At 64.1% G+C, this 12,426-nt stretch carries 9 protein-coding genes; all 9 read left to right on the top strand.

Translation table 11 applies throughout. The annotated features are described in order from the left end of the window. Positions 1 to 75 precede the first annotated feature (75 nt). The 9 genes from MRBLMS1_RS16690 to kefC all read left to right on the top strand — a co-directional run bounded on the left by MRBLMS1_RS16690 (position 76) and on the right by kefC (position 12,409). Complete coding sequence (locus MRBLMS1_RS16690; protein ID WP_485880498.1) at positions 76 to 1,587, top strand: S41 family peptidase; 1,512 nt, start codon at positions 76 to 78, stop codon at positions 1,585 to 1,587. 162 nt (positions 1,588 to 1,749) lie between these two features. Beyond that, entirely contained in the window at positions 1,750 to 4,473 is a 2,724-nt protein-coding gene (locus MRBLMS1_RS16685; protein WP_485880496.1) for a TonB-dependent receptor plug domain-containing protein, read from the top strand. Between the two features lie 126 nt (positions 4,474 to 4,599). Next, the gene (locus MRBLMS1_RS16680; RefSeq protein ID WP_485880494.1) at positions 4,600 to 6,420 is read left to right on the top strand and encodes a M14 family metallopeptidase; all 1,821 of its coding nucleotides are present in this window, start codon (positions 4,600 to 4,602) and stop codon (positions 6,418 to 6,420) included. Positions 6,421 to 6,481: 61 nt separating this feature from the next. Continuing rightward, positions 6,482 to 7,627, top strand: coding sequence for an ankyrin repeat domain-containing protein (locus tag MRBLMS1_RS16675; protein WP_485880492.1), 1,146 nt, complete (start codon positions 6,482 to 6,484; stop codon positions 7,625 to 7,627). A 111-nt stretch (positions 7,628 to 7,738) separates the two neighbouring features. Next, positions 7,739 to 8,866, top strand: a complete 1,128-nt coding sequence (locus MRBLMS1_RS16670) for an MGDG synthase family glycosyltransferase (protein ID WP_485880490.1) — start codon at positions 7,739 to 7,741, stop codon at positions 8,864 to 8,866. Continuing rightward, positions 8,863 to 9,345: a hypothetical protein gene (locus tag MRBLMS1_RS16665; protein ID WP_485880488.1), complete on the top strand. Its 483-nt coding sequence runs from the start codon at positions 8,863 to 8,865 to the stop codon at positions 9,343 to 9,345. The genes MRBLMS1_RS16670 and MRBLMS1_RS16665 overlap by 4 nt, the downstream gene beginning before the upstream one ends. Next, the gene (locus MRBLMS1_RS16660; protein ID WP_034753105.1) at positions 9,342 to 9,917 is read left to right on the top strand and encodes a dual specificity protein phosphatase family protein; all 576 of its coding nucleotides are present in this window, start codon (positions 9,342 to 9,344) and stop codon (positions 9,915 to 9,917) included. Before MRBLMS1_RS16665 ends, MRBLMS1_RS16660 begins: the two co-directional genes overlap by 4 nt. Then, the gene (locus MRBLMS1_RS16655) at positions 9,914 to 10,498 is read left to right on the top strand and encodes an SRPBCC family protein (RefSeq protein ID WP_485880486.1); all 585 of its coding nucleotides are present in this window, start codon (positions 9,914 to 9,916) and stop codon (positions 10,496 to 10,498) included. The genes MRBLMS1_RS16660 and MRBLMS1_RS16655 overlap by 4 nt, the downstream gene beginning before the upstream one ends. Positions 10,499 to 10,582: 84 nt before the next feature. Beyond that, complete coding sequence (gene kefC, locus MRBLMS1_RS16650; RefSeq protein ID WP_485880484.1) at positions 10,583 to 12,409, top strand: glutathione-regulated potassium-efflux system protein KefC; 1,827 nt, start codon at positions 10,583 to 10,585, stop codon at positions 12,407 to 12,409. The last annotated feature ends 17 nt before the right edge of the window (positions 12,410 to 12,426 follow it).

Genomic DNA, 12,426 nt, shown 5'->3' with positions numbered 1-12,426 from the left:
TTGTGTCAAAGAAAACAACGCTTGCTGGCAAAACGCATTATAATTTTTCGATAATTTCTTCTTGGAAAGTTTCTCATGCATTCCCTGCGCCTGCGTTGCCTCGTTGTTTCCCTCGGATTCGTGTTGAGCGCCTGCGGCGGCGGAGGAGGAGGCAGCAGCGACAGCGCGCCCGCCGTGCCGCCCGTGACGCCAACCGGGCCGACCGGGCCGACGGCGCTGGTCGCCTCGTCCACGGTGGTGAACCGCTGCGAGGCGCCGCGCAGCGGCAGCAGCATCGACAAGCCGGGCACTTTGCTTGATGAGCAGACGTGGGTGCGCAGCTGGATCGATGAAACGTATCTGTGGTACCGCGAAGTGCCGACCACCTATCTGCCGCAAAGCTTTGCCACGGCGAAGGCGTATTTCGATGTGCTCAAGACAACCGCCACGACGGCGTCCGGCAAGCCGAAGGACCAGTTCCATTTCACGTATACGACGGCCGAATGGGAAGCCTCGCTCAATGGCGTGGAACTGGGCTACGGCATGCTGCTGGCGCTGACGCGCACCACGCCGCCGCGCAAGGCCGTGGTCACGATCGTCGAGCCAGGCTCGCCTGCGGCACTGGCGGGCTTGCGGCGCGGCGATGCGCTGCAAACCGTCGATGGCGTCGATTTCGTCAATGCCCCTGACACTGCCAGCGTGGGTATCATCAACGCGGGCCTGTTTCCTTCGGCGCAAGGCACGCACACGCTGGGGTTCAGCCGCAATGGCGCGCCCATCTCCGCGAGCCTGCAGGCGGTGGATGTCAGCACGAGTTCCGTGCAAAACGAGCGCATCATCGACACGCCCACGGGCAAGGTGGGCTATCTGACCTTCAACACCCACAACAACGTGGCCGAGCGCCAGCTGGCCGAGACCATGGGCCGCTTCCAGGCGGCCGGCATCAGCGACCTGGTGCTCGACGTGCGCTACAACGGCGGCGGCTACCTCGATGTCGCCAGCGAGCTCGCTTACATGATTGCTGGCCCGCAAGTCACCACCGGCAAGACCTTCGAGCAGGTGCTGGCCAATGACAAGACGCGGCCGGCTGCGCCCGTGCCATTCCATGCGCAAAGCCAGGGCTTTGCCGGGCCGAATCCGCTGCCCAAGGGCACGCCGCTGCCCTCGCTGGGCCTCAAGCGCGTGACCTTGCTGACGACGGGCAATACCTGCTCGGCCAGCGAAGCCATCATCAACGGCTTGCGCGGCGTGGACGTGCAGGTCAATCTGATCGGCGGCACGACGTGCGGCAAGCCCTACGGTTTCTATCCCACGCCCAATTGCGGCACCACGTATTTCGCCGTGCAGTTCCAGGGCGTCAACGCCAAGGGCTTTGGCGACTTCGCCGATGGCATGGCGCCGACCTGCGACGTGGCCGACGATTACCAGAACCCGCTGGGCGACCCTGCCGAAGGCATGCTGGCGGCGGCGCTGCGCTACCGCAGCAGCGGCAGCTGTAGTCCGGCCACAGGCGCGCTCAGGCTGTTGAGTTCGATGGAGAGCCCGGCCGACACGGCCACACGGCTGCTGCGTCCTGCCTACAAGGAAATTGCTGTATTGAAACGCTAAAACCCGATTTTGCTCTCCTTCCTGGGTGAAGGAGGGGGAGCTTTCTGCTCAGAAATATTTCTATATAACAATTTTGATATATAGAAAGACGAATCCATTCGTTCTGCACTTACTGGCATTTTGATATCTTTCGCCTTCTCCCTAACCTTGAGAAGCGCAAAGATGCCTATACAATTCAAGTTACCACCGCTCACCGTCGCCGTACTGGCCATCCTGGGCGGTTCCGCATGGCAGGCGCACGCGCAAACGCAAGCGCCCGCAGCGGATCAGCAGCCGGCGGCCACCCCGCCAGCCGTCGTGGTCACCGGTTCGCGGATTCCCCGCGCCAGCCTGGAGGGACCATCGTCCGTCACCATCCTGACGGGCGATGAAATCACCAAGCAAGGCTACAAGAACGTCTTCGATGCGCTGACCAACCAGGTACAGAACAGCGGCTTCACGCAAGGCGAGGACTTCGGCAATACGTTCACGCCGTCGGCCAATACCATCAGCCTGCGCGGCCTGGGCCCGAACCACACCTTGATCCTGCTTAATGGCCGCCGCCTGGCCGACTTCCCCGTCGCCTACGAAGGCACGGTCAACTTCACCAATCTGGCGAATATCCCGTCGAGCATAGTCGACCGCATCGAGATCCTCAACGGCGGCGCCTCGGCCATCTATGGTTCCGATGCGATCGCCGGCGTGGTCAACGTCATCCTGAAAAAGCAGACGGAAGGTTTCGATATCAACGTCAAGGCGGGCGGCACCTCGCGCGGCGGCGCCGGCAACCAGCGCGTGCAGCTGACGGGCGGCGGCAATTTCGACAAGCTGCATACCTTGTTCAGCGTGGAGCTGAGCCAGCGCGATCCGCTGTCGAGCCTGCAGCGCGATTTCATGGCCACGCGCTCGGGCACGCCGACGAATATCGCCTCGCGCCGCGTGGTGCAGGCGGGCACCTCGGGCAGCTACGTGGATCTGGGCGACACCTGCAACCAATTCGGCGACCTGTTCGGCGGCAGCGTCGTCAAGTACCAGGCGAAGAACGGCAGCTATTGCGCCAGCCCGAAAGTCGGCCCTACTTACTGGACCACGCAAACCAAGAACCGCAGCCAGAACGTGTTCGGCAGCGCCAACTATGAGCTGTCGCCGGAAACGACGCTGTTCGCCGACTTCCTGATCGGCAAGAATTCGACCGAGAACAATACGCGCGGCCCGACGTGGACGTCGTCGTCGACGGGCAGCAGCTATTTCCGCAACCAGATTACGAACCGCTACGAAGCGTGGACGCGTTATATCTCGCCCGAGGAAATGGGCGGCGTGGAGCGCTACAACCGCAAGTGGGACGACCTGGCCACGGCCATCTCGCTGGGTGCCAAGGGGCGCATTCCCGGCACGTCGTCGTGGCAGTATGAAGCGAACTACAACGCCTCGGTGTACAAGAGCGAAAGCCACACGCCGCGCGCGCTGGCCAATATCGACAGCTTCTTCCTGGGCCCGAAACTGGGTACCGACACCGCCGGCGTGCCGATCTACGCACCGGACCCGGCGCGCCTGTCGCGGCGCCTGACGGCGGCCGAATTCGACAGCATCACGGGCAATTCCGACAGCGACGACAAGGCCTGGACGAATACCCTGAGCCTGGCCACGAATGGCGACCTGTTCCAGTTGCCCGCTGGCGTGGCGAAGATCGCCACCATCGCCGAAGCGGGCAAGCAGGGCTTCAGCAATGTGCCCGATGCGCGCCTGAACGATGGTTATTTCAACGTCGCCACCAAATCCGATATTACGGCCGGCACGCGTACCCGCTATGCGCTGGGTGCCGAGATCAACCTGCCGCTGCACGAGAAGCTGATCGGTACCCTGGCTGGCCGCTATGACCGCTACAACTTTGCCGGCCGCAGCGATGGCAAGTTCACCTACAACGGCGGCCTGGAACTGCGTCCCGCGCCGGAGCTGCTGTTCCGCGCCAATTACGCCACCAGCTTCCGCGCACCGGACATGAACTACATCTACAAGGCGCGCGGCACCGGTTACTATTCGAGCACCACCGATTACTACCGCTGCGGCGCTGCCGGACAGGCCATCGAGGATTGCGACTATGCGAATAAATCGCCGGGCGCCGACTATGTGCAGAACGGCAGCAAGGATCTGCAGTCGGAAAAGGGCAAGTCATTCGGCGTGGGCGCCGTCTGGTCGCCAAGTTCGAATTTCGACGTCTCTGTCGATTACTGGAACATCAAGATCGATGACCTGGTGACGAATTTGAGCGCCGACAAGATACTGCGCGACGAAGCCGATTGCCGCCTGGGCAAGCTCGACATCAACTCGCCTACCTGCGCCGATACCCTGGGCCGCGTCGAGCGTTTCGCGGCCAATGCCCTGAACCGCGCCGGCGAGATCAAGACCATCACCGTCAATCCGATCAATGCGGCCAAGCAAAGCAGCAGCGGCATCGACGTCAGCGTCAAGTATTTGCTGCGCACGGCGGATTATGGCCGCTTTGCCTTCAAGGCCAATTACGCCAAGGTGCTGAGCAATAAATCGCAGCAATTTGTCGGCGACGAAGAAATCGACGAGCTCAAATCGCTGAACAATTCGGATTGGCGCGACAAGCTGAACCTGAGCGTCAACTGGGCTGCGGGCGACTGGTCGAACACTTTGCTGGTCAGCCGCTACAGCAAGATACCGAACGCCGCCGGCACCGGCTACCTGACGCCGACGGCGCTGGCCAATATCAGCACCGTGTACCGCATCAACGACCGCGCCACCTTGTCGCTGATCGTCAACAACGTGTTCGACAAGATCAAGCGCGACGACAGCGGCGGCTGGCCGTACTACCCGGTGGGCAGCTACAGTCCGCAGGGACGCCAGGGCTGGGTAGAATTCAACTACCACTTTGGCTCATAATTCACGCTTGCCAGAGCAAGGCCGGAGCAGCTGACGCTGTTCCGGCTTTTTTATTTTTCGCTGCAGTTTTACACGCGCCACCACCCTATAATTGCCCGCTTGTTCTCTCTCGATGGAGTTTGACCCATGCTACGCCACGCCCTGCTGTCCGCCGCCTTGTTGTCCACCTTTGCCTTGCCTGCGTATGCCGCCTCGCCGTTGACCACGGTGGCCGAACGCTCGGGCTTTTTGCATACGGGCCGCTATGCGGAAGTGGAAACCTTGTGCCGCCAGTTCCAATCGCGCTATCCGAAGCAGGTGCGCTGCGTGGAATTTGGCCGCACGCCGGAAAACCGCCCCATGCTGGCGCTGGCCGTCTCGAATACGGGCGCCCTGACGCCGGCCGAAGCGGCGCGCCGCAAGCTGCCCGTGCTGCTGATACAGGGCGGCATCCATGCGGGCGAAATCGATGGCAAGGATGCGGGTTTCCTCGCGTTGCGCGAAGTATTGGAGGGCAAGGCGGCACCCGGCGCGCTCGACAAGCAGGTGCTGCTGTTCGTGCCCGTGTTTAACGTTGACGGCCACGAGCGCTTCGGCCAGTGGAACCGTCCGAACCAGCGCGGCCCCGTGGAAATGGGCTGGCGCAGCACGGCGCAAAACTACAATCTGAACCGCGAATACATGAAGGCCGATACGCCCGAGATGCAGCACATGCTGGCGCTGGTGAACGCCTGGGATCCGTTGGCCTATGTCGACCTGCACGTCACCGACGGCGCCCAGTTCGAACCCGATATCTCGATCCAGGTCGAACCCGTGCATGCGGGCGATGCGGCCCTGCGCGTGGCCGGCACGGCCTTGCGCGATCAGGTCCTGGCCGACCTGGCCAAGCAGGGCTCGGATCCGAAACCGTTCTATATTTCGTTTGCCGAGAACGACAATCCCCAATCGGGTTTTGTCGATTCGGCGCCGAATCCGCGCTTCTCGCATGGCTATTTCCAGCTGCGCAACCGTTTCGGCATGCTGGTGGAAACCCATTCGTGGAAGGACTATCCGACCCGCGTGCGCATCACGCGCAACACCATCGTCTCGCTGCTGTCGCAAGTGGCGCAGCATGGCGCGCAGTGGCGGCAAACGGCGCTCGAGGCGGACGCGCGCGCCGCGCAGCTGGCCGGCACGACCTTGCCGCTCACGTATAAAACGACGGACAAGAGCCGCATGATCGCGTTTCGCGGCTACGCCTACACGCGCACGCCATCCGAAGTGTCGGGTGCGCTGATGACGCGCTACGACGAAACCACGCCGCAGATCTGGAACGTGCCGCTGCGCGACGAGATCGTGCCCGACCTGCAGCAGGCAGCGCCCAAGGCCGGCTACCTGGTGCCCGCCGCGCAGGCAGCCATGGTGGCGGCCAAGCTGCGCCAGCATGGCGTGTCGTATCAGGTATTAGCTACCGCGCCGGGCAGGCTGCCGGTCGAAACCTTCCGCGCCACGGCCGTGAAATTCGGCGCGCAGTCTTTCGAAGGACGCCAGACGGCGGCCGTGCAGGGCGAGTGGCAGAAAGAGGAGCGCGTGGTTGGCGCCGGTGACCTGTACGTGCCCGTCAACCAGGCCAAGGCGCGCCTGGTCGTCGCCCTGCTCGAGCCGCGCGCGCCCGATTCCCTGCTGGCCTGGGGCAGTTTCAATACGGCCTTCGAGCGCAAGGAGTACATGGAAGAATACGTGGCCGAAGACGTGGCGCGCGCGCAACTGGCGGCCGACCCGGCGCTGGCGGCGCAGTTCCATCAGAAGCTGGCCAGCGATCCCGCATTTGCCAAGAACCCGGCCGCGCGCCTGGAATTCTTCGCCCGCCGCCATGCTTCCTGGGATGAGCGCCTGAACCTGTATCCGGTGCTGCGCACCGATGCCGCGCCGGCCGGCCTGGCAGTGCCGCCGACGCGCACACCGAAGTTGTCAAATCGCGCAGATTAATCGAAAGAAAATGCTATTCTCCGCTCGATGATGGCGCCGCCACCACGAGCAGAGAACATGCATGGTCAACAAGACACTCTTTAACCAGCACCGCGAGGCGTTTTTTCGCCTTTGCGACGCCGTCGGCGAGAATCAGGTGGAACAGGTGCGCAGCCTGCTCGAGGCCACGCCGCTGCTGTTGACCTTGCGCCGCTACAACATGGACGACGGCGAATCGCTGCTGCACCTGGCCGCGGCCGGCGGCAGCCGCGAGGTCTGCGCGCTGCTCGTGTCGCTGGGCATGGGCGTCGATCTGCCCTTGCCCGGTTACCGCAACCTGACGCCGCTGGACGCGGCGGCAAGCCATGGCCACCTCGATACCTGCCGCTGGCTACTCGAGCAGGGCGCTGCCGTCGATGGCTTGCCGGACAATATACTGTCGCCGCTGGACAGCGCCTGCGTTGGCGGCCACGAGGATGTGGCCGCATTGCTGCTGCAGCGGGGCGCCAATCCGAACCGTTTGCATACGCGCTGGAACCAGGCGCCGGTCGATATCGCCACCGGCTGGGGCTTTCCTGCGATCGCCCAATTGCTCGCTGCCGCGGGCGGCGTCAGCATACTCGACGTGCCGCAGCAGGCGGCCGCGTCGCCGCAGGACGCTATCCGCACCTTCATGCACAACAGCGCCGGCTGGGTGCTGCCGGCCGTGTTCAGCCCGGACAGCGGCGACGTGCGCTTTTCTCTGGGGATCAGCTGCATTGGCGGCAAGCGCGATTTCAAGCTGTTGTTTACGGTTGGCCTGTTCCAGCAATCCCCGATGACCGAACTGGCCATCTGCCTGCCGGCCCGCTGGCCGCTGACCGTGCACGGCTTCGCGGAGCATAGCCCGTGGCGCTTTCCCGTGGCGCTGCTGGCACGCCTGGGACGGCGCACGTTCGATCAGGCCAGCCTGGCGGCGGGCGAGCTGCTGCGGCGCGACGACCCTTATCTGGCGGACTTGGCGTGGCCGGACGGCGTCGATGCGATGCTGGCCATCGACAAGCGCTGGAATTCCGCGCCGGAGGAAGACGACATTGCCGACGATGACAAGGTCACCATCTATCTTCTGGTGCCGGTGGCGTACACGAAGAAAGGCGCGCCCGGCGCCAGCGCCTTGCCTGCCTTGATCGAGCGCAAGCTCAAAGGCAGCTGGAAAGTGTCGGCCTTGCCCGTTCCCGTGAATGGCTAGCGCCGGCCTGCACGCGCGCATGGCCAGATCAAGCCGTACCGCTTGCAGCAATGTTATCCTGCCAATAAATTTTCCGCGTCCGCGCCAACCCGTTTCACGCATCGGTTTTCCATGACAAAAAAAATTCTTCTCCTGAGCGTCTCGGCCGGCGCCGGCCACATGCGCGCGGCGCAAGCCATCGAGGCGTATGCGGCGCGCGATGGCGCCGGCGGCCCAGCAGCGCTGGCCCTGCATCTGGACGTGATGGATTTCGTCACGCCCGCCTTCCGCAAGCTGTACACGGATTTCTATATCAAGCTGGTCAACAAGGCGCCCGCGCTGTGGGGCTATCTGTACCACGCCACCCACGATGCGCCGCGCGACAGCTCGATGCAGCGCTTGCGCCGCGCCGTCGAGCGCGTCAACACGCGCGCGCTGATGACGCAGATCGCCGCCTTCCAGCCCGACGCCATCATCTGCACGCATTTCCTGCCGGCCGAACTGCTGTCGCGCGCCCTGCGCCAGCACCAGCTGTCCTGCCCCGTGTGGGTGCAGGTCACGGATTTCGACTTGCACCGCATGTGGGTGCACGAACAGATGCAGGGCTATTTCGCCGCCACCGACGAAGTGGCGTTCCGCATGCGCCATGAAGGCATTCCCGCCGAGCGCATCCACGTGACGGGCATTCCCATCATGCCCGCGTTCGCGCAGCTGCCCGAGCGCGTGCAGTGCGCACAGGCGTTTGGCCTCGACCCGCGGCGCACGACGATTTTGCTGATGGGCGGCGGGGCGGGACTGGGCAGCCTGGAAACGGTTGCCGCGCGCCTGCTGGCCTTGCTGGGCGACTTCCAGCTGATCGTGCTGGCGGGGAAAAACGCGGCCGCGCTGGCGGCGCTGCAGGTGCTGGCCGGCCAGTATCCGGGCCGTCTGCTGGCGCAAGGCTTTACCAGCGAAGTCGAGCGCCTGATGGCGTGCGCCGACCTGGTGATCACGAAGCCGGGCGGGTTGACCACGTCCGAATGCCTGGCGCTGGGCTTGCCCATGATCGTCAACTCGCCGATTCCCGGCCAGGAAGAGCGCAATGCCGACTATCTGCTGGAGCAGGGCGTAGCCCTGAAGGCATTCGACGCCGTCACCCTGGAATACCGCGTGCGCCTGTTGCTCGATCATCCCGAGCAGTTGCAAGCCATGCGCGCAAAGGCGCTGGCCCTGGGCCGTCCGCGCGCCGCCCTGGATGTACTGGCGCAGGTGCTGGCTTGACGGGGGGCGTAGTAAAACCCTGGCAGATAGGCCTGACCCTGGCCTGGGTAGCCCTGCTGGGATTATTTTTTGCGCAGGTGGAAATCCAGATCGAAGGGCCGGCCGGCTGGGCCGCGAACCTGCCCACCTGGCGCATCGAAAGCCATTGGCTGCTCGATATCTTCTGGGGCGGGCGGCCGATGACGGGCTACCATGCCTGGGTCTTTCCCTTCATCGCCCTGTTTTTCCATTTCCCCATGATCTTCCTGGCGCAATGGTCGCTGCGGCTCGAGTGCCGCGCCATCGGCTGCATCATGCTGTTCTGGATCATCGAGGATTATCTGTGGTTCGTGCTCAACCCCGCCTATGGCGTGGCGCACTTCAATCCGGCCCACATCGCCTGGCACAAGCACTGGCTGTGGTGGGCACCGACCGACTACTGGGTATCGCTGCTGCTGGCTGGCGTACTGCTGTGGTTTTCATACAAGAGGAAGTCATGACCTTGCCGTATCTCCTGCTGTTGTCCCTGGCCCTGGCGGCCGGTTCCGCCGGCGCGCAGGCGCCCCTGCCGCCCGAGCGCAATACCGAGTGGGCCACGCCGCTGCCGCAGGTGTCGAACCTGCACCAGGTCACGCCCGTCCTGTACCGCAGCGCCAAGCTCGATAGCAGCGACGTGGCCCAGCTGCAGGCGCTGGGCGTGAAGACGGTGATCAGCCTGCGCTCCTTCCACTCCGATACGCAGGTGCTCGAAGGCAGCGGCATCCGCGCCGTGCGCATCCCCATCAATACCTGGGCCATCCGCGACAAGCACGTGGTCGAGACCATGCGCAGTATTCGCGCCGCAGAGCAGCAGGGACCCGTGCTGCTGCATTGCCTGCACGGCGCCGACCGCACGGGCATGATGGCCGCCATGTACCGCATGCTGTACCAGGGCTGGCCGCGCGAGAAGGCGATCGACGAGCTGAAAAATGGCGGTTACGGCTATCACGCCGTGTGGAAAAATATCGAAAGCTACCTCAAGCGCGTCGACGTGGCGGCACTGCGCGCGCAGATCGAGCAGGAAAAACCATGAAGACCTTGCTGTTCGCACTGGCCGCCTGCTGCGCCTGTTATCCGCTGGCCACCGTGGCGGCCGCGCCGGCGCTCGAGGTGCGCGACGTCAGCAAGGCTGGCATGCCCGGCAAGACTTTTGCCGCCGCGACCAGCATGCCGGCCAGCGTGGCCACCGTCTGCGCGGCCATCCAGGATTTCGCCGGCTATCCGCAGTTCATGCCCAACGTGGACAAGATCAAGGTGACGGCCGCTGGCGGCGGCGCCTCGCTGGTCGACGTCACGCTCAAGCTGCCGATGGGGAAAATCAAGCAGTACCGCCTGAAAATGACGCCCAAGGTGCTCGATGCCAGCTGCAGCCTGGCCTGGAAGCTGGTGCCCATGGAAGGCGTGAAGGTGGAAGACACCATCGCCGACACCAGCGGCTACTGGCAGTTGTCGCCGGATCCGCTTGATACGGGCGGCGCCGCCGTCAAGTACCAGGTGTACACGGACCCTGGCCCGGTACCGATGGGCCTGGGCTGGATCGTCGACAGCATGAGCCGTGACAGCATCCCGAAAATGTTCGACGCCCTGCGGGCGCGGGTGGCTGCGCGCAAATAGCCGGCGTGGCGCGGCAGCCACTTCACGCTGGCACGCCACTTCAGGCATGATGTTGTCTCATCCACACATCTGCCCGGAATCCGCATGGAACACCACAGCTTTCTCATCAACATACTGTTTTACCTGGTCGCGGCCATCATCATGGTGCCGCTGGCCAAGCGTCTGGGCATGGGCGCCGTGCTGGGTTACCTGGTGGCCGGCGTCGTCATCGGACCGTGGGGACTGGGCCTGATCAAGAATGTCGAGGTGATCCTCAGCTTTTCCGAATTCGGCGTGGTGCTGCTGCTGTTCCTGATCGGCCTGGAGCTCGAGCCGAAGCGATTGTGGCTGCTGCGCCGGCCGATTTTCGGCTGGGGCGGGGCGCAGGTGGGCGTCGTCAGCGCGGGGCTGTGCGCCTTGGCCATGGCCTTTGGCGTGGACTGGCGCACGGCGCTGGTCGGTGCGCTGGGGCTGTCGCTGTCGTCGACGGCCATCGTGCTGGCCACCCTGAGCGAACGAAAATTGATGAGCACGCCGGCCGGTTCCGCCGGCTTTTCCATCTTGCTGTTCCAGGATGTCGCCGCCATTCCCATGATCGCGCTGGTGCCGCTGCTGGGCGGCCTCGTCACGCATAGCGGCGAACCGGGCTGGCTGCGCGTGGCCAAGCTGGCCGCCGTGCTGGCGGCGCTGGTGATCGGCGGGCGCTTCCTCGTGAACCCCATCCTGCGCTTCATCGCCCGGACGGATTTGCGCGAAATCTTCACGGCCTTCGCTCTGCTGCTGGTGATCGCCATCTGCGTGCTGATGGAATCGGTGGGCCTGTCGATGGCGCTGGGCACCTTCATGGCGGGCGTGCTGCTGGCCGATTCCGAATACCGGCATGAGCTGATCAGCGACCTGGAACCGTTCAAGGGACTGCTGCTGGGCCTGTTCTTCATCGCCGTGGGCATGTCCGTCGATTTCGGCGTGCTGCGCGCCCAGCCCTTGCTGATCCTGGCCCTGGTGGCGGGGCTGCTGGTGGTGAAAATCACCTTGCTGTACCTGCTGTCGAAGTTTGTCGACATTCCACGCGGCCAGCAGTTGTTCTTTGCGCTGCTGCTGTCGCAGGGCGGCGAATTCGCCTTCGTCGTGTTTGCCGCCGCCGAGGCCGCGCACGTGTTTGCGCCGGAGACGGCCGCGCTGCTGGTCGTGGTGGTGACCCTGTCGATGGTGGCCACGCCCTTGCTGCTGCTGGCGCATGACAAATTCGTTGCGCCGCGCCTGCAGGGCGACAAGAAGCGCCGTCCCGACGACCATATCGAGGCGCAGGACAACCCCATCGTCATCGCCGGCTTCGGCCGCTTCGGCCAGATCATCGGCCGCCTGCTGGCGGCGAACAAGATCGGCGTCACGGTGCTCGACCACGACCCGGACCAGATCGAGCTGCTGCGCAAATTCGGTTTCAAGGTGTTTTATGGCGATGCCACGCGCGTGGATTTACTGGTGGCGGCCGGTATCGAAAAAGCCAGGGCGCTGGTGATCGCCATCGACAACGTGGACGATAGCCTGGCCCTGGTCGATGCCGTGCGCCTGCGCCTGCCCGAACTGACGATTTTGGCGCGCGCGCGCAACGTCACGCATTACTATGAATTGATGAAGCGGGGCGTGACCCTGATCGAGCGCGAGACGTTTGCCGCGGCCCTGCTGCTGGGCGAGCAGACCTTGCGCCAGGTGGGCTTCAGCGAGGAGCGGGCGCAGCGCGCGGCCGGCATCTTTGGCCGGCATAACCTGAAGACCTTGCTGGAAGTGGCGCCGCACTTCCAGGACCAGCAAAAAGTCATGTCCCTCACGCGCCAGGCGCGCGAGGAGCTGGAAGACATGTTCGAGAGCGATGCGGCGGCGTTTGCGGCAGAGAAGGTGGAAGAACCGGGGTCAGACCCTCAACACCGCTAACGCAGAGGCTTGCGCTA

Source organism: Massilia sp. LMS1-1-1.1 (assembly GCF_040815535.1).
Lineage (GTDB): Bacteria > Pseudomonadota > Gammaproteobacteria > Burkholderiales > Burkholderiaceae_D > Janthinobacterium > Janthinobacterium aestuarii.
Note: the sequence above shows the minus strand (reverse complement) of the source record. Positions and strands in the feature narration are given on the sequence as shown.